The sequence below is a fragment of the Terriglobales bacterium genome, from assembly GCA_035543055.1.
Classification (GTDB): Bacteria; Acidobacteriota; Terriglobia; order Terriglobales; family Acidobacteriaceae; genus JAIQFD01.
Genome location: DATKKJ010000097.1, coordinates 1 through 20,755, shown reverse-complemented (window position 1 = coordinate 20,755; position 20,755 = coordinate 1). Strand labels below are relative to the sequence as shown.

Genomic DNA, 20,755 nt, shown 5'->3' with positions numbered 1-20,755 from the left:
ACAGAACAGACAGCAGCAGAATGTTGCGGCGCATCCTCACCCCCGGCGCAAGAGCTTACCGCCAGAAGGCGCTGTCAGGCAAAGAGGGCGGTCACCACCCAGCGTCCGCCGCCGGTGGCGATGACCACCAGGTTCATCACCACGAACATCAGGTCGTAGTGCCAGCCCTGGCTGCCTTTGCCCCAGAAGCCGGTGTGCCAGACGAAGATCTTCTTCTGGATGGCGCCGAGCATGACCAGGATGAGTCCCAGCGCCGCCAATTGGGCCAGCACGCCAAAGGCGACGCCCAGCGCGCCCGCCACCTCGGCGGCGCCGAGGAAGATGGTGAAGCCTTTGCTCATCTCGATGCTCTTGGCGCGCGCGTCAGGGTCCTTCAGGTGGCTCCAGCCGCTGGTGAAGAAGACGGCGGCGATCATCAGCCGCAACAGGAGCAGGGCGGCATCGGTAAAGGCGGGAGGCAGTCGTACCATAAAGCCCCTCACGTGCTCAGGGGTAGGATGCGCCCGCGGCGGGAAGGTTTCGTAGTCCCAGGGATGGACTAGACCTCAGCGGCTAAAGCCGCGTCTTGCTTAGCATCACCAACGCGGGCCTGAAGGCCCGCACTACCTCAGTCACCTGGCGCCGGCTGCGGCGGCGCGTTCTGCCTTGGCGGCCAGCTTACTGTTGAACTTGGCGGCGTCGATCACGAAGCGCTCATGGGTGCCGGTGGAGATGGTGTCGAGACCGTCGTCGGCGCTGACGGTGAAGGTCAGCTTGCGTCCTTCTACACTCTCGAGTTTCACCCGGACGGTGACGGTCATGCCGGGAGGAGTGGCGGCCGTGTGGCTGAACTTGACGTCGGTGCCGACCGACTGCTCGTTGGGCCAATCGAGGTGCGGGTTGATGGCCTGGATGCACGCCCACTCCAGCAAGCCGACCATGAACCCGGTGGCCAGCACGCGCGGCATCACCTGGAATTCCGCCGCTTCCGGGTAAAGGTAGGGCACGGTCTTGTTCTCCGGCACACGGAAGCGGAACTCGTGAGTCAGCCCGGGGCGCAGGGTTTCTTTCATTGTCGGCCTCCTCCGTGCGCTAGAGGATAGCAGCGGGAGGTCGGCAGCCGTGGGAATTCCTATTCGTAGCGCAGCGCGGTGACCGGGTCGAGGCGAGAGGCGCGGACGGCCGGCACCATGCCGCTCACCAGGCCGACCAGCAGCAGGATGAGGCTGGAGATCAGCACGGTCTGCGCCGAGATGTGCAAGCGGATGTCGCCGGCGCCGGAGTCGTCTTTGAACAGCGCCCCCAACATGGGCAGCGTGCCGACCACCGCCGAGATGGCGTAGGAGAGCAGGATGCCGATGGCCCCGCCCAGCAGCATGAGCAACAGGGCCTCAGCGAGGAATTGGGCGCGGATGTGCCACTTGCGCGCGCCCAAGGCTCGGCGCAGGCCGATCTCGCGGATGCGCTCGTCCACCGAGACCAGCATGATGTTCATCACGCCCACGCCGCCGATGCCCAGGGTGAGCGCCCCGATGAAGGTCAGCAGCACCTCCAGGCCGATGGTGATGCCGTCGATCACCGGCCGGAACTCCTCGCGGCCGAACATCTGGATGGCGCGGCGGTCGGTGGGGGACCAGCCCTGGCGGGTGGCCACGGCGGCGCGCATCTGGTCCATGGCCTTCTTCTCGAACTGCGGCGCCACCGGGGTGAAAACGATCACGCGTCCGTACTTGGCGTCCCACAGATCGGAGGCGCTGGAGTAAGGGATGAAGGCCGACTTGTCGTCGGGGCCGAAGTAGTTCGAGAGTTGCAGCTTGCGCTCCATGATCCCGACCACGGTGAAGCGCACGCCCATGATGTGGACCTCCTCGCCGACCGGCGGCTTGGTGCCGAAGAGCTGGCGGTAGAGCCGTCCGCCGAGGAAGACGACGCGGCGGCGCTCGAGGCCGTCGGCGGAGGTGAGCCAGCGGCCCTGGCTGGGAAGCTCGTTGCGCATCTCGCCGTACTCCGGGCAGACGCCGCGGATGGGCACGTTGGCCAGGCGGTCCCCGTAGGAGATGTCAGTCCACTTTACGGTCTCCAGGCAAGCCTGCTTGACCAGGGGCGCGGTGGCCTTGATGAATTCGACGTCGGCTTGCTCGAAGCGCACGACGCGGCCGGCGCGCTCCCCGCCCGGCTGTTCACTGGTCTGTCCCGGCCAGGCGACGACCACGCTCTTGCCGAATTTTTCGAAGCTGCGCACCAGCACGGTGCGGAAGCCGCCGCCGTAGGCGATCAGCAGGGTGACCGCCACGATGCCCCACACGATGCCGAGCATGGTCAGCAGGCTGCGAGTCGGACTGCGGCGCAGCGCCACCCAGGCCTGGGTCAGGAGTTCGCGCCACATATCAGCCTCCCGCCTCGTAACGCAGCGCCTCGATGGGGTCCACCGAAGCGGCCCGGCTCGCCGGATACAGCGCCGAGAGCACCGCGATGCTGCCCAGCAGGGCAAACGACAGCACGCCCACCCGCCAAGTGGGCAGCAGGCCGGCAAAGAACTGCGGCATGGGAATCAAGTTCACCAGGGCGCAGATCACGTACGCCAGCGCCAGTCCGGAGCCGCCGCTGACCAGCACCACGATCAGGGTCTCGAGGAAAAACTGCGAGACGATGGAGCGCTTGGTAGCGCCCACGGCCTTGCGCACCCCGATCTCGCGGGTACGCTCGCGCACCGCCACCAGCATGACGTTCATCACCCCCAGTCCGCCCAGGCAGAGGGTGGTGATGCCCATGGCGCCGAGGAAATACTTCATGCCGTCGGTCATGGCGGCAAAGGCTTTCGCTTCCTCGACCGTGTCCCAGATCTGCGCCGCCTCCTTGTCCTCAGGATTGAAGTGGTGCAGACGTCCCAGCACCTTGCGCACCTCGAGCTTGCAGGTCTCGTGCTGGGCCAGCGACTTGGGCGTCACCAGCAGGCGATCGACGCTGTCGGACGGGTAGGGGGGCGGATTGGGGAAGTCGCGGATGATGGAATAGAAGGGGATGAAGATCTTGTTGATGTCGCGGCCGTCGTAGCTGGAGTCCTGCTGTTTCTTCCGCATCACCCCGATCACGGTGTAGGGGTGGGAATTCAGCCAGATGGTCTCGCCCAGGGCTTTGCGTCCCTGGAAGAGCTGGTCCTTGGCGTCGCTGCCAACGATGGCGACGTTGCGGGCTTCGCGGTTGTCCTCGTCGTTGTAGAAGCGGCCCTCGGCGATGGGAATGCTGCGCACGTCGGCGAATTCCGGCATGGAGCCGGCGATGGTCAGAGAGGCATTGGCGTAGAGGCTTTGGATGCGGATGTTGCCCTGGCCGAGCTCGGGGATCACTTCCTGGCAGTCGGTGGCCTCCTGCTTGATGACCGCGAAATCGCGCTTCAGCCACCACATCTGGCGGCCGGCGCGGACCCCACCGGCGTCCATGCTGGTCTTGCCCGCCCAGACGATCATGATGTTCTTGCCGAAACCTTCGGCGGCCTTGCGCTGCCCGACCCGCAGACCTTCGCCCGCGGCCACCATCAGGGTGATGGACACGATCCCCCACCCGATGCCGAACATGGTCAGCACCGTGCGCAGCTTGTGCGCCCACAGCGTGCGGAATGTGTCGCGCAGAAGGTCCTTGAAGATCACGGCGGTCCCTGCCCGTCCTACTGCTGAGTACGAAAAATGGCGGGCATCCGTTCCGTTGGACGGGTGGGCACAGGAATAGGAAGCGGGGATGTGGCGCCGCGTCGGGCACTAGGAGCAGGTAGCGTCGTCCGGCGACGCCGCCCAGCCTCCGTGGTCCGGTCGCTAGAGTCGCAGCGACCTGAAGTCCGCCGGATTCAAGGAGATCGTCTTGGGGCCCTGCAGAAAAACGACGATGCCGCTCTCCGGACGCTGGTAGTCGAAGACCAGCAGCAGGCCGTCGCCATCGGGCAACACCGGCGGCGGGTCGCTCCGCCAGCGGGCGCTGTCGAATTCTCGGACGGGGACGCGGGCCAGCAGCGCCAGGCTCGGCAACTCGGTGTCGAACACTACATCCTCATCCCTCAGGATGACCACCCGGGCCTTGCCGGGGTCGGTCACGGAACGCAGGGCGTACACCCGGGTCGAGGTGCCCTCCGGGCCCATGGCGACGGTGGGTTGCCCACTGGCCTGAATCCCGGCCTGCTGCAACCACGACCGTGCGTTGGAATCGAAATCGCCCGACTGCATCAGCGTCCATCCTTGCAGGCCGTGGATGCGGGCAGCGTCGGCTGCAGGCACGCCGCTGGGCACCGGCGGGCCCGGGGGCGCCTTCGGGGCCGGGAGGCGACCCAGGCCGATGGTGGTGGCGGCGAGCACCAGGATGGCCACGATCTCCGCCGTGCGGATCCAGGCGCGCGAGAAAGGCGCCGACACAGCGCGCAACGGTTCGGTGTCCGGCATGCTGTCGGCGGCGGTGGCGATCTTCAGCACCTTGTCGATGCGGCTGGCTACGGTGCCGGCGAAGGGCGACGCCGGCAGATCCGGCACCGACAGGACACATTCCCGGTTCTCCACAGAGAAAAGACCGGAGACGGTGCACAAGGTGGCGAGTTCACGGCGCACCTCGGGCGTCAACACCAGGTTGGCTTCCGCTGGTTTGGCGGACCAGATGCGGACCGGCCCGCCGCGGCTGTCGGGAAAGAGCTTGCTCTCCGTGGCGATAGGCTGGCGGTAACTGGTGGGTGTACAGAACAGGACCAGGGAACTGGCGATGGGCACGCGGATCTGGAGCGGGGGCTCCAGTTCCGAAGCGGAAAAACGCACAAACACCCGGCGGCCATGGCGGTTGCCTACCACCAGAACATCTGTCCCATCGCGCTCGACCGCGCCCTGCAACAGGCGCGCGATTCCATAGATGTCCTGCCGGATGCCGGCATAGCCGCGCGTGCGCCACCAGGGCCTCGGTAGGAGGATGAGGATCAGACAGATTAAAAGCACGCCCAGCACCGCGATCGCAGCCGGGTGTAGCCCAGGAATCAGCATCGGGGAAGTCTCAATGATCGCGGGCAGAGTACTGCGAATGGCAGAGCCCAGTCAACGGACTGTGCGCGGCGGTCTGGGGGGACGGGGGTCGGTCCTGGGCCGGCCCCGCCCGTAAGCCCTTGATACCCCCGCAAGTTCATTCCCAGTGAGTACCTTAGTAATGATTGCGGAGGGGAAATCCCTTGAGGGCGGCTGCGGATTGCGCTATATTCTGCGGCTATAAGGGGCGAGTCCATGCCACGTCATCGTAGCCAGCACGGGATAACTGCGGCAGCAGGCTTCTCGCTGATCGAGTTGCTGGTGGTGATCTCCATCATCTTGATCATCAGCGCGATGTCGTTCATGCAGATTCAGAGCACCCTGCGGCGTGCCAAGTCGGAAACCGCCCTGCAAACGGTGCTGGGCCAGATGCGCCAGGCGCACGAGGCCGCAAGCGACCGCCGAAGGATCTACCGCCTTACGTTCCTTCCCCCGGGAAGCATCCAGCTGGACCGTATGGATGTTGACGTGAAGGGCAACCTGACGGCGGTGTTCCAGTCCACGACCGTCTTGCCGGTGGAGATCAGCTTCCAGGTGGTGCCGGGTCTGCCCAAAGCGGGGCCGGACGGATTCGGGACCGGGGCGACCGCGATCGACTTTGGGATCGACAACGGGGGCGGGATGAACCAGGTGTTCTTCCTTCCCGATGGGCGGGCCGTGGACACGGTCAACCGCCTGAACAACGGCGTGATCTACATGGGCCGGCCCAACGAGGTGGAATCCGTGCGGGCGGTGACGCTGCTGGGAGCGACCGGCCGCACCAAACCGTGGCTGGTGAGCAACGGGGTATGGGTGCAGCCATGACATCGCTAGCTAGGCAACGGCAGCGGCGCTCGTGCCGCGGCTTCTCGCTGGTCGAGGTGATGATCTCGATGGTCATCCTGGCGGTGGGTCTGCTGGCCATGCTGGCCCTCTTCGGGCAGGCGGTGGCCACCACCCAGTGGGCCCAGGAAGACCAGATCGCCAAGCAGAAGTCGCGGGAAGCGCTGGAGAGCGTGTACAGCGCGCGCAATGACGCCTCCATCAACTTCAACTCCATCCAGAACGTGGCCAACGGCGGGATCTTCAAGGACGGGTTTCAGCAGATGTTCCGAGCGGGGGCCAACGGGGTGGTGGGCACGACCTCGGATTCGGCCACCCTGGACTTCGTCCGGCAGCCCGGCCCGGACGGACTCATGAATACCGGGGACGACCTCGTGGTCCCCTTGAGCAACTACCGCCGGCAGATCCAGATCACGCCGGTGTTGAACCCCGACGGCACGGTGAACCCCGACATGCGTAAGATCAGCGTGACGGTGCAGGTCAACACGCCGGGGCGGGGCATCCGCAATTACACCGTGAGCGGTTACATTTCAAGGTTCCAATGAGAGCAAAGCAGCCATCTCGCGGGCAGCGCGGCTTGACGCTGATCGAACTGTTGATCGCCATCGCCCTCACCATGGTGATCCTGGCGGCGGCGGCCAGCGTGTTGATGCAGTCCATGCGCAGCTCCACCTTGGTGGTGAGCCGCAGCGAGATGCAGAACGAGCTGCGCGCGGCCGCCAACCAGATCGCGCGCGATCTGCAGCAAGCGGGGACGGCCGTGCCCCTCGGGGGCGCTCCCATCCCCAGCGCCGGCACCGGCGGGCAAGACGCGCGTTTTGGTTGCGACGGCACCGCCTGCTACGTCGTGAACAACGGGATGTCGCAAGGGGTGCTGTTCAAGGTCACGCCCGGGTTCAATGCCGGCCCGGTGACCACCGAGACCACGGATGCGATCGTCATCACCTACATGGATCCGAACCTGGACTGGAGGGCGTACCCCAGCCAGACCTTGGCCGTCGATGGCAGCAGCGTGACCATGCCGGCGGGAACCACGCCGCAGGTCGGCGACCCGGCGCTGGGCATCACCGTGGGCGACGTGCTCCTGCTGCAGAACATCAACGGCTACGCGACCGGGGTCGTGACCAATGTGGACGCCGTGGCGCGGCAGATCAGCTTCGCCGACAAGGATCCGCTCAATATCAACCAATCCACGGCGCCGGTGGGCAACATCAAGGCGCTGGCGTTCAATCCCCTTCCCAAGGCCCCGCCCTTTTACCCCCCGGTGACCGTGCAGCGCCTGATCATGGTGACCTACTTCCTGCAGACATTCGTTTCGCCCAACGGGCCCGACGTGCGCCTGATGCGCCAGGTGGGCGCGCACCCGCCGGTCACGCTGGCCGAACATATCGACGACCTGAAGTTCACCTACGATCTGTATGACGATACCGCGGGCGTCCTCACGGCCAACCTCCCCGATGCCGTCACCGGCATCCCGCCGACGCCCAAGCCGAACCAGATTCGCAAGGTCAATCTGACGATTTCCGCGCGTTCCATACGTCCGAACGCGTCGGGGCAGTTCGATCACGTCGTATATTCGACGTCCATCGGGCCGCGGAACCTCAGTTTCCGCAATCGCTATAACTGAGGTCCGCAAGGGAGGAACCTGTGCTCGCAAGTCAAAAAGCTCCATCGCCGGAGCGTGGCGTGGCGTTGATCGCGACGCTCTTGATCCTGATCATGCTCTCCGCCTTGGCCATCGCGGTCCTGTACAAGGTCAATGCCGAACAGCGCATGCAGAAGACCGACTCCGGGAACACCATGGCGTTCTACGCCGCCGAAGCGGCCATGGAGAAGATCAACGCCGACCTCAACTCCTTGTACGCCGCCCAGGCCGCCCCCGATTGGTGCACCATCACGGCCCTGCAGGCGGCCCCGCCCAATCCGGCGGACGTGAACGCGACCTATCCGGAGTACGTCATCACCGTGGACAACCCGCCCGGGCCGCCGGCTGGTTGCACCCCGCCGCTCTCGACCGTGCAGACCATCTCCAGCGGCCCCAATGCCGGACTGCGCGCCCTGGTGGTGCCGCTCACCCTGCAGGTCACCGCCGACACGGTGGCCGGCGAAGAAGTACGCATGATCCGCAAGATCCAGATCGCGGAAATCCCGGTCTTCCAGTTCGGCGTGTTCTCCCAGACCGACCTTGATTTTTTCCCCGGGCCGGCCTTCGACTTCAACGGACGGGTGCAGAGCAACAACAACCTGTTCCTGGCCGCCGATAACTCCATCACCTTTCACAGCGAGATTCGCGCCGCCGGCGATGTGATCCGCGACAAGATGATGAACAAGGCGGACACGGTCGCCCAGGGGCGTCTGGGGACGATGATGATCCCGACCGCCCCTGCGGGCTGCGACCCGCCGGCGCCGGCCTGCCGGAACCTGGCGGTCTCCCCGACCAACGAAGGCAGCTCGAAGAGTGGACCGACGGCTCCCTACGCCGGCGCGATGTGGGTGCCCCCCGGCAGCGTGAATGGGGGCTGGGCAGCTCTCTCGACCTCGACCTACCACGGCATGATCCTGAGCGGCAGCACCGGGGCTCGGCCGCTGAATCTGGCGTTCGTGCAAACCGGGGTCGATCCCATCGAGATCGTGCGGCGCCCCGCGGTCGGGGAGATCCTGACCTCGGCGGTGGCGCAGTCGCGGGAATACACCATCGCGCAGATCCGGGTGCTCCTGTCCGATGATCCCGCGGATCTGCCGGGCGGCGCCGCGGACGGCCAGAACATCCGTCTGGCGAACGTCAAGACCAATGGCGGGGCGCCCGACTACACCAATGGAGTGCCGGTACCCGGGGCCGCCAACACGTATTTCGCGGAAGGAACCACGGCGCCGGTGGGCACTGAAACTGTCGACTGGCTCGCGCCGACCCCGGAAGGGACGCTGGTGCCGAAGGGTACCGCCCCCGTTATCGCGAACGGGCCGCCCGCGACATGGAATCTCCTGGACGGCTACCTGCGGGTGGAAGTCCGCAAGGCGGACGGCACCTTCATGGCGGTCACCAAGGAATGGCTGGAGCTGGGGTTCGCCCGCGGCCTGAACCCGCCGACCGCGGCCGCGCCCAACCTGGTGCATCCGAACGCCATTCTGATCTTGCAGCAGCAGGCCGATCGCAATGCGAACAAGATCCTGGATCCGCCCGTGCCGGCCTGTCCCAAGCCCGCCTGCAACCCCGCGAAGCCGGCGATCCCGGGCGAGTTGGTGACGGACCCGGGGACCGGCAGCGTCATCTTTGGGGCGCAGACGCGCAACAACTGGTATCCCCTCAACTTCTACGACGCCCGCGAAGGCGAACTGCGCGAGAACCAGCGCGTCACCACCGCCTGCTCCGTGGGTGGAGTGATCAACCTGGTGGAAATCGACGTCAACAACCTGCGCCGGTGGCTGCTCGGCAACATCGGGGTCAGCGGCGCACAGGTGGAAACGGCTACGCAGAACGGGTACGTGCTCTATTTCTCCGATCGCCGGGGCATGCTGCCCAACAACAAGGGCGTCCTGGGCGGCGAGTATGGGTTCGAGGACGTGATCAATCCTGCCACCGCCGCGGGAACTCCCAACAACAACCTCGATACCGGCGAGGATGTGAATGGCAACGGGACGCTGGAGGCCTACGGCCAAAACGATCTGGGGTTAGGGTTTGGCGCGGGGAAAGCCGGCAGCCACGCGGTCACGATCACCTGTCTCAGCACTGCGCGTAAGAACTTCGTCTCCGGCGCGCGCCACGGAGTCCGGCTGGAGGACGGCGCCCTGGGTCGGGTTCCGACCAAGCCCGACGCCACCGGCGGATTCACCCTGGCGAGCGAGAATCCGGCGTATGTGCTGGGCGATTACAACGCGAATGCGGCCGGCTTCGGGGATCCCCACGCCTCGTCGGCAGTCATCGCGGACACGGTGACCCTGTTGTCCAACTCCTGGACCGACCTGGCGTCCTGGAGCAGCCCGGCCACGATCGCCGGACGGACGGGCGCCACCACCCACTTCCGGGTGGCCATCGCCATGGGCAAGACCTTGCCCTTCCCCCTGCCCGGATGGGCCGGCGCTCCTCAGGACTTCGGAACCGACGGGGGCGTGCACAATTTCCTCCGCTACCTGGAGGACTGGGGCGGGAAGACATCGTTCTATCTGGGATCGATGATCAGCCTCTATAACTCCATGTACGCCAATGGCACCTACAAGTGCTGCGGGATGGTGTACAGCCCGCCGACGCGTAACTACGCCTTCGACACCGACTTCCTGGACCTCAGCAAGATGCCGCCCGGCACGCCGCGTTTCCGCGACGTGAACAACCTGGGGTTCCAACAGGTGTTCTAGAGCGCGACCACCCTCGCGTACGATGGCGGACCAGAGACCTCTCTGGTCCGCCGTTTCTTGGCTGGGACCGGGCCCGTGGGCGCCCAGTCGGAGGCCGAGCGGTTACCTCAATCGTGCAACACAATGCATCCCGGAAAGCAGGCAGCCGGGCTAAACGACTGATTCCATTGCCCCGGATTTGGCGGTAAACGTGCCTTCTTCGCTGCTAGAAGGAACGCAGGTCCCCCAGGGGGTAGCATGGTAGGGTGCAGGGGTGTCGTCGCCAGCCTGGCGGTAATGCTGTGTGTATTCGTGGTCTCAGGTGCGGCCTGGGCCGACCTGACCGGAAGCAGCGTCAGCGGGACGTTGAAGCTCAATGCCTCGTCGGCCAACTGCTTCGACCCAAGTGTGGTCTCCTCAAACCCGGATTGCACGATCGGGGGAGCCGCCTATATTCCCGCGGGAGCTGGCAACAGCAGCGGCCCCACGATCACGGTGCCTGACTATTTTGCCTTCGCCTCCGCCCCGCACGCTTTTCAGGCGAACTTTTCTTCCAACCTGCTCGACGTCTACTACATCTGCAGTTCAGAGACTTGCCCGATGCCTGACTGGGTGATGACCTTCGTGGACAGCGCGTTCCTCGGGGCTACCTTCACCGAGATCGGGCCGGCGCCCTTTAGCACGGCGTTTGCAACCGATCCCACGGCGGCATTGATCGGTAACACGATCACCATCAGTCTGGACGGCCAGCAAGTGGAAACCGGCATCTACGGGATCGAGTACTCGATCGAGACCCCAACGACTGGGGTCCCGGAGCCGTCGTCCTTGCTGCTGCTCGGCGCCGGTTTGATCCCGGCGGGCGGTGTGCTGCGGCGGAGGTTGCGCCTGCGGGCTTGAGCCTGGGCCAGGAAAGGACAGAACATTTCGGCGGCTCGCATGGGGAAAGTGCGAGCCGCTTTTGCTTTTATCGGAGAGCCAGAACGGCAAACCTATACGGCAGAGTCAGCCTGAGCTTTATCTCGGATCACATCGAGTTTACGACGGAGAAGCTGGTGCCGGGAGGGGGACTTGAACCCCCATGGCCCGAAGGCCGGCGGATTTTGAGTCCGCTGCGTCTGCCAGTTCCGCCATCCCGGCGCTCGGTGGGTGGCGTTAACAGTATCGCATAGCCCGCCCCCTAGCGATGTGAGTGCGGGAGTCTTCCTCCCCTACTTCTTGGGCGCCGCAGTCGGCGCTGCAGCGGCGGGCTTGGCCCCCTCGCGCTCGAAGAAGAGGTTATTGCCGTCGGAAGACCTGAAGGTCAGCGTGCTGCCGTCTTTGGAGACCACCCAGCTGTCGGTGTCGTTGTACGACTTCGAACCGATCTCGCTCTCCATGAGGTGATGGGTGGTGATCTGGAGCTGGTTCTTGAGCAAGCGCGCGTCCACGGTCGCCGTCTCGTTGGCGTTGCTGTACAGCTTCTCCGAGGTGCCGTCGGTGCGGTACTCGTCCTTCTGAAAGATGCGGTTGTTGGCCCAATACTCGAAGTACATCCGCGAGCCGGCTTGCTTGACGACCAAGGTGGTGTCGGGAGGAAAGTGCTGGCCGCCCTTGCTCTTCTCGGGAACAAAGTGCCAGCGGCCGGCCAGAGGGCTGGCCGTGGTGGCCGCCTGCACGATCACCGCCATCAAGACGAACAACACCAGGAACCGGAGTCTCACAGTCCACCTCATGATCTCGGAACGTGTAGAGGATTTTATACGCTCGACGCCCCAACACAAGAGGCTCAGCGCGTTTTGAAGAAGAAGTAGGCGCTCAGGACCAGTCCCAGGCCGATGATGGCCTGCCGCACCTTGGCGGGGTCGGCGCGCTGGGTGAACCTGGCGCCGAACCACCCGCCGGAGAGCGAGCCCACGATCATGACAACGCATTGCGGCCAGTACACGGCGCCGGCGGCGATGAAGGTGATGACGGCGGCGGCGTTGATCACTGCCGCCGTGACCGTGCGCAAGGCGTTCATGGTGTGGACGTCGTGCAAGCCCAGCGCGGCCAGCAGGGCCAGGGCCATGAAGCCGATGCCGGCGCCGAAGTATCCGCCGTAGATGCTGACGGCGAGATTGGCCAGGGAGAAGGCGGTGATGGCGCGCCAGGAGAGCCGGTCCAGGTCCTCGACCACGGCGGCATGTCCTGCCATGACCCGCAGGCGGGGACCGAACATGAACAGCAGGGTGGCAAACAGCATGAGGTAAGGGATCAGGTGCTGGAAGGTGTGCTGGGGGGTGTTCAACAGCATCAGTGCACCGCCCAGCCCTCCCAGGATGCTGGTAGCAAGGACCGGGGCCAGCAACCGGGCCGGTACCTTCAACAGCCGGAAGTAGGCGACACCGCTGGCCGCCAGGCCGGGCCACAAGCCGACAGTGTTGGTGGCGTTGGCCTCGACCGCCGGGACACCAGTGAACATGAGCGTCGGGAAGGAGATGAAGCTCCCTCCCCCAGCGATGGCGTTGAGCGTCCCCGCTGCAAGTCCGGCGAGGAACAGGGCGATGGCGTGGGTCGGATGCAAGCCCTACGTTTACCAGAAAAGCTCAAAGACCGTATCAGGATTTGCGCGCGCGACGCTCGGCCAGCAGCTTGGTACAGGCATAGACGCTGCGGGTGTGGGGCATGGGGATCCCCAGCCGCTCCCCGAGTTCGAGGACGGCGCCGACCACGGCCTCGATCTCGAGGGGGCGCCCGGCTTCGAGGTCCTGCAGCATCGAGGTCTTGTGCTCGCCGACCTGCTCGGCGCCGGCGATGCGCTTCTCGATGGTGATGGGCATCTCCAGGCCGAGCTTAAGGGCCACGGCTTCGGCTTCGCGCATGATGTTGCGGGCAAGTTCGCAGGCTTCGCGGTCATGCACGATCTGAGTGAGCGTGGCGCCGGTGAGCGCGCTGATGGGGTTGAAAGCGGTGTTGCCCAGGAGCTTCACCCAGATCTCCTGGCGGATGTTGGTACTGATAGGAGCGCGCAGCCCGGAGGCGACCAGAGCTTGAGCGATGGCGCGGGTGCGGTCGGTGGCCGCGCCGTCCGGTTCGCCCAGGGTGATGCGGTCGCCGGCGACGTGGCGGATGACGCCCGGCTCAACGATCTCGCTGGATATGTAGACGCAAGCGCCTACGATCCGCCGCGCTTCGATGGCCGATGCGATAATCCCGCCGGGGTCCAAGCGTTCCAGGCGAAGGTCCTTGAGTGGCCCCTCCCACCCTTGGAAGAACCACCAGGGCACGCCGTTCTGGATGCTGAGGACAACGGTGTCGGGACCGAGCAGCGGCTTCAATTGCGGGGCAAGCTGCGCCAGGCTGTGGGCTTTAACGCCGAGAACGACCACGTCGGCGGGACCGATCTCCCGCAAGTCACCGCTGAGCTTGGGGTGGGCGACGAAATCGCCCTGGACGCTCTTCACCCGCACGCCGTGCCGCTGCATGGCGCGCAGGTGCGGGCCGCGGGCGAACAGGGTGACATCCTGGCCGGCGCGCGCCATGCGCGCGCCTACGTAGGCGCCGATGGCGCCGGCGCCCGCGATCAGAAACTTCATGCTCCGCCGCCCTGCAGCTCGGCTCTCACGCCCGGGCGGCCCGTCCCTTGCTCCGCTTCCCGGTGGCCCGCGAGGGCAGTTTCTTGGCCTTCACTGTCTGCGTCTTCCGCCGGTGCGATGTCTGCTTCCGCGACTTGGCGGCGCCCGACTCCTTCGCTGCCGCGCGGGGGAAGATGTCGAAGATGTAGTCGTGCGCCCACAGGGCGCGCCTGCTCATCTTCCCTGCCGCGACTCGCTTGACCACCTCGGCGCGAGGCAGGTCGAAGACGGCATCGAGGATCTGACCGCGCTCGGCGGGGTTGGCCTGGCCGACCTCGAAGAGCACGCGGGCGCTGTGCTGGATGTAACGCGGCGACAGCAACTGGCGCTTGAGCAGGTCCATGATCACGGGCGCCTTGGCGCGGTCGAAGCGGCCGGGATCGCCCCGCCGGTCGAGCTCGGCGAAGAACTCCGAAGTCCATTCGTTGTGGTAGTCCCAGACCTTCTGGAAGAGCTTGCGGGTGAAGCGGGTGCCGGCCTTGATGGGCTCCGCGTTCCTCCCGATCACCACGCCATCATCGGTCAAGACGGAGCGCTGCAAGTGGCCGTCCTTGGTGATGCGCGCCTCATGTTGCGCCAGCGCCCACAGCCACGAGACGTTGATGCGGTAGGTGGCGAGGTCGTTCATGAAGCGCAGCTTGAGCTCGTAATCGTCGATGGCGGCGGCGAAGTTGCCGTTGAGGATCTGGAAGCCGTAATTCGCCGCCATGTAGAAGGCGTGCTGGATGTGCTCGATGGTGACATCGCCCCTGGGCACGCCGTAGATGGCCTGCCAGCGGTCCTTGCTGAGGAATTTCTCCGGTTTGTCGATGGACTCGCGGGTGACGACCCACGGCGTGATCTTGCCGTCCCGGCTCAGCAGGCCGCGCGATTGCAACACCTGGCGCTCGGCGTCGGAGAGGCCGCTGGCGACGGTGGGCACCGGCTTGCCGTTGACGTCGGCGGTCTCGCGCGGCGCGTCCAGCAGCTTCTGGAGATCGGAGGTCGCTGTCCGCAAAGGCGTGTTGCCGGCGGCGATGTAGGCCGTCTCCGGGCTCGCCACCCAGCTCTGCCGGTAAACGTCGTAGAGGCGCCCTTTGACGCGGCGGGCGAGGATCTCCTCCAGCGTAGGTTGCTGTCCCTCGGCCAGGCCCTGGTCGGGAACGAAGACCAGCCCGAGCAGGCGCTCGCGGACCTTGTCGATGACGATGGCGCGCAGCGCGAGGGGGTTGTAGCGGGAGCGGCCATAGATGTCGCTCGGCTGGTAGATCATGACCGCGGCCATCCCGCCGATGGGCGCCGCGTTGCTGAGTTCGGCATTCTTCATGCCCGCCATCAGCATGAGCAACGCGTTGTAGCGCTGGTAGGCGATCATGGTGGGAGAGGCCATGCCCACGGTCTGCGGATCGGGGAAGACGCCCTTGGGATCGTCCTTCCAGATCTCGATCATGCTGCCGAGGTAGTCCCAGCGGCCGACGTTGGTGCCCAGCAGGCGGCGGCGCAGCACCCAGACGATGGCAGGAAGGACGCGGCCGGCGTTCCCCTCCTCGTACAACATCTTGATCTTGAAGGTCCCAGCGGGCGCTCCGACCAGTCCTTCCAGACGGGACATCAACTTCTCCAGGATCAGCGCCTCCTGCGGTGTCTGGAGCTTGGGGATGTAGAAGTAGACGCCGGTGCCGGCGCGCGTCAGGGCGTCAAAGAAGTTCAGGACCCAGATGACGGCGACCACGATCAGGCCGGGGGCGGGCTCGCCATCGACGGTGACGTGGTCGAAGCGCACGTGGTTCCCCGGCGGCCGGCAGAAGCGCGTGGGCCATTCCCGGGGCGGCTTGTTGAGGCGGTACGAGCGCGTCTGTCCCTTCTTCTGCACTTCGTAGGGGCGGTCGTTCCACCGACCTTCCAGGATCTCCTTGGCGTTCTGCAGGGCGGCGTAGATGCCGATGGGCTGGTCTGGCGGGACTCCGTCGGGACGGAAGTGCGGCGGCGACGCGTCCTCCCAGTCCGGCATGTTCACCGATGCCGGGCTGTTCAGCGCATTGAACGCCATATCCAGCGGGTGCCACGGCCCGGTCAGTTCCAGGCCGGGATGCTTCAGGGGATGCGCGTCGGCGGGGATGGGGGTCTCGTCGTTGAGCCGCCAGCGCCATTGGCTCTCCACGCCCAGGGCGTTATCCACCAGGCCCTGGACGATCTGGCGGAAGGTCCAGGCTTTGCCCGTGACCGGGTCCTCGAACCTCTGGCCCCAGCCAGCCCAGCCATATCGCTGGCTGACGGGGGCGGAGGATCCGAGCAAGCTGCGGCGGGCGCTGAGCGCGGCGGCGATCTCGGGTCGCAGTTCCCGCGTCAACGCCGCAATGGTGCCCTCGACGTTGACCTCGCGGCCGTTCACTGTCTTGTCCCCGAAGAGCTCGGGGAATCGTTGCAGGATCTCCTGGCGGACCATGGCTATACCTCCTTGGATTCACGGGCGCAGCCAAAGGCAGAGAGAACTAGAGCACTACCGGCGCGGCGGCGTCAACCCGCGGGGCGAATTCTCTTGACCCCCCGCGTTCCATTTCCGCACGAGGGTTGCGCGCTGTGTTCGTTGGGCGGGCAAGGCCGGCCTCGGCGGCCAGCGGGGAGGGCCTGAACGCCGGGCGGTCACTGACTTTGGTCACCGTATCAGTTATCTTTCGAATTGCGTTTTAGGAGGCAGGCGCGCCACAATCAACGGTTAGCGCTTTGCGAGCGTATGGGCAACCGCCGAAAACTGCGCTTTAAGATGGTCGTGCCGGTGCGCATCTGGGGCACTGATGTGGACGGCAAGCCCTTCAGCCAGCTCGCGCACACGCTCGACATCACCAGCTCGGGAGCGCGTGTGGGAGGCATGCGGGTACTGCTGAACTCGCGCGAAGTCGTGTGGGTGCAGTGCCGCCACCGCAAGGCGCAGTTCCGGGTGGTGTGGACCGGCCGTCCGGGGGGCGCGCGCGAGCACCAGGTGGGCATCGAATGCATCGAGGAGGCGCGCCACATCTGGGGCTTGGAACTGGCCGGGGAAACGGAATCCGACCCCTACGAATCGCCGGAGCCTCTGGGTGAGGACCGCGGCGGGAAGGAACACCGCCGGCACATCCGCTATCCCGTCACTGGCCGGGTGGACGTCCGCAACCCGTACGCTACCTCCGGCGGATTCTCCGCCCAGATCGGCGACGTCAGCGCCGGCGGGTGTTACATCCAGACCAGCACGCCCTGGCCGATCGCCAGCCCGGTGCGCCTGGCGCTTCACATCGGCAAGTTCGAGATGGTGATGCGCGGCGTGGTGCGCACTCACCATCCCGACGTTGGCATGGGGGTCGAGTTCGCGGAGCCGCACAGCGATGACGACGCCATGCGCTTTCAGCAGCTGCTCGACTACATGGAAAAAGGCGAGAGCGGACAGTCAGCCACGTCGCAACTCAAGCCCAACGCGCTGGCCCTGGCCAGCCGTCTGACCCAGACCACCGACGAGCTACGCAAGGTCGAGGAGTTGCTGAAGTGCGTGGACGTCGAAGCGGTCGTCCTGGAAGATTTTCGCGAGGCCTTGGGCCGGGTGCGCAACACCGCCTGGGCGGTGCAGCGCTGGATCGAGCTCCAAGGCGCAGAGAAAGACACCTTCGCCGTGGTCGAATACCTGGCCAGTGAGCGCATCCGCCTGGCCACCCTGTTGTGCCGCAACCTGTCGAGCGAGCTACGTACGACCGAGATCAAGCTGCCGGACAAGCAGTGCCGTGACCTGCTTTCGGCGGTCGAGGAGCTGTTCACCCAGCTGGCCGGGTTCGATTTCGTGGTCCACAACGAGGCCCCGGAAGAGAAGGACCCCAAGGAAAAGGCCAAACGCTCCCGGGCCGGCGTCGGCGAGCCGCGCGAGTAGCGGCAGCCCTGGCCGGCGATTTCGAACCCGCCAGCCCTCCCACGGATGTTTACTGACAAGTAAGATTGCCCCTTCCGCACCGGAGGCACTGCCCGCTCCAAGCGCTGTAGTTGCCGCGTATTCACTATTGACCCGTCCGATACTTATTGTTCTTCCCTCTGAGATTCCGTGATATAAACAGCCCACCCCCGCAGCAGCACTGTCCGGGCGCACGTCCCCGGGTCCAGGAGGCAGCGTGTCCGAAAGCCGAACCGGTCGGCGGTTCCCGCTGGAACTGCCGGTCCGCATCGAGGACAAGAAGACCAAGAAGCTAAAGGGCACGACCTCGAACGTCAGCGCCGCGGGTGTGTACATGCAGGCCAAGGCCGACCTGGAGGTCGGGTCCAAGGTCAAGTTCCAAATCATGCTCCCCGGGGCCATGATCGGAGCCAAGAAGGATGTGGCCATCGAGTGCAGCGGCCGAGTGGTGCGGGGCCGGGAGAAGGCCTCGCGCAAGACCAAGGAGCCCGGGGTAGCGTGCGTGATCGATACCTATAAGTTCGTCCGTAAATAGGGTGCCATGCTGAAACTGATACTGGCTGACAACCAGGCGATCTTCCGAGCGGGAGCGGCCAAGGTGCTGGCCGTCGAAGACGACATCCGCATCATCGCCCAGGCGCAGAGCGGCGACCAGATGATGATGGCGCTGGAGAAGTTCCGCGCCAACATCCTGCTCTTCTCCGCCGCGCTGCATCCTGATCTGCAAGCCATCGTCCAGTTCAGCCAGCGCACCAAGACCCGGCTGGTGGTGGTGGCTGAGACCGGCGACGACGTTCCCGCCTACCTGAACGCCGGTATCCATGGAGTGCTGTACCGCAACGTGACCGGTTCCGCCCTGGTGGAGTGTATCCGCAAGGTGGCCAAAGGCGAGAACTGGATCCAGGACATGCAGGTGGCGCAGCAGATGGCGGAGGCCGATTTCGTCGGCGCCCGGGTGCGCGACCGGCTCACGCCCAAAGAGCTGCGCATCGTCGCGCTCATCGTGCAGGGTTACAAGAACAAGGAGATCGCCAAGCAGCTGGGCACCACCGAGCAGGTCATCAAGAACTACCTGCGCAATGTCTATGACAAGATCGGGGTGTCCGACCGGCTGGAGCTGGCGCTGTTCACCATCCACCACCGCATCCTGGCCGAGGCCGCAGCGGCCACCGCCGCAGCCGCAAGCGGCGGGGCCGCGCCCCAGCAGCCGCGTCCCATGTGATCCCTGGGGCTCAGGCCACCTTGGCCGGATCTTCCTTCTACTCCATCACAGGAAACTCTTACGACACGCCGCGTTTCGCGTGCGGACGGAGGTCTCCTTCCGCCGGTCGGGAGTAAGTCAAGTTGGGCAAAGAAAGCGCGGCCGAAGACGGCCGCGCCGCGTGATCCCTGACCGACCTAGATGCCGGGGATGACCTTCTCCCCGATCGACTTGGCCTGGGTGAACAGGTAGAGGTAATCGGGGCCGCCGGCCTTGGAGTCGGTGCCTGACATGTTGAAGCCGCCGAAGGGATGGGCTCCGACGATAGCTCCGGTGCACTTGCGGTTGATGTACAGGTTGCCGACGTGGAATTCGCGCTTGCCGCGCTCCAGCTTCTCCCGGCTGCTGGAGTAGATGGCGCCGGTCAGGCCGAACTCGGTGTCGTTGGCGATCTGCAGCGCATGGTCGAAGTTCTTCGATTTGATAACCGCCAGCACCGGACCGAAGATCTCCTCCTGCTCCAGCTTAGACTTTGCCGGGATGTCGGCGAAGACCGTGGGCTCCAGGAAGTAGCCGTCGCCCAGGTCGGCGCGGCGCTTGCCGCCGGTGATCAGGCGTCCATCCTTCTTGCCCTGCTCGATGTACTCCTGGATGGACTTCATCGAGCCTTCATTGACCACCGGCCCCATGCCGGGGTTCTGGGTCGGATCGCCGAGGGTGATCTTCTCCACCCGTGCTTTCAGCTTTTCGAGGAAGGTATCGTAGATCTTCTCGTCGAGGATGAGCCGCGAGCAGGCCGAGCACTTCTGACCCTGGAAACCGAAGGCGGCCTGGGCCACACCTTCGACGGCGGAGTCGATATCGGCGTCGGCATCCACGATGATGGCGTCCTTGCCGCCCATCTCCAGCACGGTGCGCTTGATCCAGAGCTGTCCGGGCTGGTGGCTGGCCGCCACCTGGTTGATGCGCAGGCCGATCTCGCGCGAGCCGGTGAAGGCGATGTAGCGGGTCTTGGGATGGGCCACCAGCTTGTCGCCGAAGGTGGCGCCCGCGCCCGGGCAGAAGTTCACCACGCCGTCCGGCAGGCCGGCTTCTTCGAGGATGGAGAAGAAGAAGCGGCAGATGGCCGGGGAATCGCTCGACGGCTTCAGGATGACGGTGTTGCCGGCCACGATGGAGGCCAGGGTCATGCCCGCCATGATGGCGCCGGGGAAATTCCACGGCGGGATCACGATGCCCACCCCGAGCGGGATGTACCAGAGATAATCGCGCTCGCCGGGCAGTTGCACCGGAGGCTCCGCCTTGGCCAGGCGCAGCATCTCGCGCGGATAGAATTCGCAGAAGTCGATCGTCTCGGCGGTGTCGGCGTCGGCCTCGGCGAAGTTCTTGCCGACCTCGAACACCATCCAGGCGCTGAATTCGTGCTTGCGCTCGCGGATGATCTGGCCGGCGCGCCACACCAGCGCGGCGCGCTCTTCCACCGGGGTGCGCGACCAGGTCTCAAAGGCCTTCAGGGCGGCGTTCATCGCCGGCTCGACCTCGGTATCGCCGGCTTTCTGGAACAGGCCGACCAGTTCGCTGGGCTTGGCCGGGTTGATGGACTTCAGCTTGGCGCTGGTCTTGACGCGCTTGCCGCCGATGACCAGGTCGTACTCACGGCCCAGCTCGGCGCGGACCTTCTCGATGGCCGCGCGCATGGCGCGGGCATTCTCTTCCTTGCTGAAGTCGGTGAGGGGTTCATTCTTGAATGGGGTGTTCGGCACGCGGGTGGCGATAGGCGCTTCCACGGTGGCCATAGAGAATTCCTCCAGAGGTCATTACGGATGATTGCCGACAGCGGTATGCAAACCATCCATTTTACCATTGCCGACACGCCCGCACCCCCCCTCCCCCC

The 20,755-nt window shown here is 65.4% G+C and carries 18 protein-coding genes and 1 tRNA gene; 8 read left to right on the top strand and 11 right to left on the bottom strand.

What is annotated here, in order from left to right; genetic code table 11:
• Positions 1-74: 74 nt before the first annotated feature.
• From VMS96_07365 to VMS96_07345, 5 genes are all read right to left on the bottom strand, one after another.
• A complete protein-coding gene (locus tag VMS96_07365; protein HVP43234.1) occupies positions 75-470 on the bottom strand; it encodes a DoxX family protein in 396 nt (131 codons plus the stop codon).
• Positions 471-611: 141 nt separating this feature from the next.
• Positions 612-1,052, bottom strand: coding sequence for a thioesterase family protein (locus tag VMS96_07360; GenBank protein HVP43233.1), 441 nt, complete (start codon positions 1,050-1,052; stop codon positions 612-614).
• Positions 1,053-1,111: 59 nt separating this feature from the next.
• A complete protein-coding gene (locus tag VMS96_07355) occupies positions 1,112-2,365 on the bottom strand; it encodes an ABC transporter permease (protein HVP43232.1) in 1,254 nt (417 codons plus the stop codon).
• Position 2,366: 1 nt separating this feature from the next.
• Positions 2,367-3,626, bottom strand: a complete 1,260-nt coding sequence (locus VMS96_07350) for an ABC transporter permease (GenBank protein ID HVP43231.1) — start codon at positions 3,624-3,626, stop codon at positions 2,367-2,369.
• Between the two features lie 162 nt (positions 3,627-3,788).
• Positions 3,789-4,943: a hypothetical protein gene (locus tag VMS96_07345; protein ID HVP43230.1), complete on the bottom strand. Its 1,155-nt coding sequence runs from the start codon at positions 4,941-4,943 to the stop codon at positions 3,789-3,791.
• Between the two features lie 279 nt (positions 4,944-5,222).
• Between VMS96_07345 and VMS96_07340 the strand changes: the two genes are divergently transcribed.
• The 5 genes from VMS96_07340 to VMS96_07320 all read left to right on the top strand — a co-directional run bounded on the left by VMS96_07340 (position 5,223) and on the right by VMS96_07320 (position 11,075).
• Complete coding sequence (locus tag VMS96_07340) at positions 5,223-5,831, top strand: prepilin-type N-terminal cleavage/methylation domain-containing protein (protein HVP43229.1); 609 nt, start codon at positions 5,223-5,225, stop codon at positions 5,829-5,831.
• On the top strand, positions 5,828-6,394 hold the full coding sequence (locus VMS96_07335; protein HVP43228.1) for a prepilin-type N-terminal cleavage/methylation domain-containing protein: 567 nt from the start codon (positions 5,828-5,830) through the stop codon (positions 6,392-6,394). The genes VMS96_07340 and VMS96_07335 overlap by 4 nt, the downstream gene beginning before the upstream one ends.
• Complete coding sequence (locus VMS96_07330) at positions 6,391-7,476, top strand: prepilin-type N-terminal cleavage/methylation domain-containing protein (GenBank protein ID HVP43227.1); 1,086 nt, start codon at positions 6,391-6,393, stop codon at positions 7,474-7,476. The genes VMS96_07335 and VMS96_07330 overlap by 4 nt, the downstream gene beginning before the upstream one ends.
• A 20-nt stretch (positions 7,477-7,496) precedes the next feature.
• Entirely contained in the window at positions 7,497-10,199 is a 2,703-nt protein-coding gene (locus VMS96_07325) for a hypothetical protein (GenBank protein HVP43226.1), read from the top strand.
• A gap of 276 nt (positions 10,200-10,475) precedes the next feature.
• The gene (locus VMS96_07320) at positions 10,476-11,075 is read left to right on the top strand and encodes a PEP-CTERM sorting domain-containing protein (protein HVP43225.1); all 600 of its coding nucleotides are present in this window, start codon (positions 10,476-10,478) and stop codon (positions 11,073-11,075) included.
• A gap of 153 nt (positions 11,076-11,228) precedes the next feature.
• Here the strand turns inward: VMS96_07320 and VMS96_07315 are convergent.
• The 5 genes from VMS96_07315 to VMS96_07295 form a co-directional block, all read right to left on the bottom strand.
• Positions 11,229-11,315, bottom strand: a tRNA-Leu gene (locus tag VMS96_07315).
• A gap of 71 nt (positions 11,316-11,386) precedes the next feature.
• Positions 11,387-11,878 carry a hypothetical protein gene (locus tag VMS96_07310; GenBank protein ID HVP43224.1) on the bottom strand — a complete coding sequence of 164 codons (492 nt, stop codon included), beginning with the start codon at positions 11,876-11,878 and terminating at the stop codon, positions 11,387-11,389.
• 65 nt (positions 11,879-11,943) lie between these two features.
• Positions 11,944-12,720 (bottom strand): sulfite exporter TauE/SafE family protein, encoded by a 777-nt coding sequence (locus VMS96_07305; GenBank protein HVP43223.1) that lies wholly within the window; start codon positions 12,718-12,720, stop codon positions 11,944-11,946.
• Between the two features lie 34 nt (positions 12,721-12,754).
• Complete coding sequence (locus VMS96_07300) at positions 12,755-13,732, bottom strand: 2-dehydropantoate 2-reductase (protein HVP43222.1); 978 nt, start codon at positions 13,730-13,732, stop codon at positions 12,755-12,757.
• Positions 13,733-13,757: 25 nt separating this feature from the next.
• Positions 13,758-16,196, bottom strand: coding sequence for a malate synthase (locus VMS96_07295; protein HVP43221.1), 2,439 nt, complete (start codon positions 16,194-16,196; stop codon positions 13,758-13,760).
• Positions 16,197-16,484: 288 nt separating this feature from the next.
• Between VMS96_07295 and VMS96_07290 the strand changes: the two genes are divergently transcribed.
• The 3 genes from VMS96_07290 (at position 16,485) to VMS96_07280 (ending at position 18,882) form a co-directional block, all read left to right on the top strand.
• The gene (locus VMS96_07290) at positions 16,485-17,642 is read left to right on the top strand and encodes a PilZ domain-containing protein (GenBank protein HVP43220.1); all 1,158 of its coding nucleotides are present in this window, start codon (positions 16,485-16,487) and stop codon (positions 17,640-17,642) included.
• Between the two features lie 235 nt (positions 17,643-17,877).
• Entirely contained in the window at positions 17,878-18,195 is a 318-nt protein-coding gene (locus VMS96_07285; protein ID HVP43219.1) for a PilZ domain-containing protein, read from the top strand.
• 6 nt (positions 18,196-18,201) lie between these two features.
• Positions 18,202-18,882, top strand: coding sequence for a response regulator transcription factor (locus VMS96_07280; protein HVP43218.1), 681 nt, complete (start codon positions 18,202-18,204; stop codon positions 18,880-18,882).
• A 176-nt stretch (positions 18,883-19,058) separates the two neighbouring features.
• Here the strand turns inward: VMS96_07280 and pruA are convergent, their stop codons facing one another.
• Positions 19,059-20,657 carry an L-glutamate gamma-semialdehyde dehydrogenase gene (gene pruA / locus VMS96_07275; protein ID HVP43217.1) on the bottom strand — a complete coding sequence of 533 codons (1,599 nt, stop codon included), beginning with the start codon at positions 20,655-20,657 and terminating at the stop codon, positions 19,059-19,061.
• Between the last annotated feature and the right edge of the window lie 98 nt (positions 20,658-20,755).

Bases quoted from the DNA above. Each gene is read 5' to 3' on its own strand.
- VMS96_07295 (HVP43221.1), bottom strand. From the start codon at position 16,196: ATGGTCCGCCAGGAGATCCTGCAACGATTCCCCGAGCTCTTCGGGGAC.
- VMS96_07340 (HVP43229.1), top strand. From the start codon at position 5,223: ATGCCACGTCATCGTAGCCAGCACGGGATAACTGCGGCAGCAGGCTTC.
- VMS96_07330 (HVP43227.1), top strand. From the start codon at position 6,391: ATGAGAGCAAAGCAGCCATCTCGCGGGCAGCGCGGCTTGACGCTGATC.
- VMS96_07365 (HVP43234.1), bottom strand. From the start codon at position 470: ATGGTACGACTGCCTCCCGCCTTTACCGATGCCGCCCTGCTCCTGTTG.
- VMS96_07300 (HVP43222.1), bottom strand. From the start codon at position 13,732: ATGAAGTTTCTGATCGCGGGCGCCGGCGCCATCGGCGCCTACGTAGGC.
- VMS96_07290 (HVP43220.1), top strand. From the start codon at position 16,485: ATGGGCAACCGCCGAAAACTGCGCTTTAAGATGGTCGTGCCGGTGCGC.
- VMS96_07280 (HVP43218.1), top strand. From the start codon at position 18,202: ATGCTGAAACTGATACTGGCTGACAACCAGGCGATCTTCCGAGCGGGA.
- VMS96_07360 (HVP43233.1), bottom strand. From the start codon at position 1,052: ATGAAAGAAACCCTGCGCCCCGGGCTGACTCACGAGTTCCGCTTCCGT.
- pruA (HVP43217.1), bottom strand. From the start codon at position 20,657: ATGGCCACCGTGGAAGCGCCTATCGCCACCCGCGTGCCGAACACCCCA.
- VMS96_07335 (HVP43228.1), top strand. From the start codon at position 5,828: ATGACATCGCTAGCTAGGCAACGGCAGCGGCGCTCGTGCCGCGGCTTC.
- VMS96_07320 (HVP43225.1), top strand. From the start codon at position 10,476: ATGCTGTGTGTATTCGTGGTCTCAGGTGCGGCCTGGGCCGACCTGACC.
- VMS96_07355 (HVP43232.1), bottom strand. From the start codon at position 2,365: ATGTGGCGCGAACTCCTGACCCAGGCCTGGGTGGCGCTGCGCCGCAGT.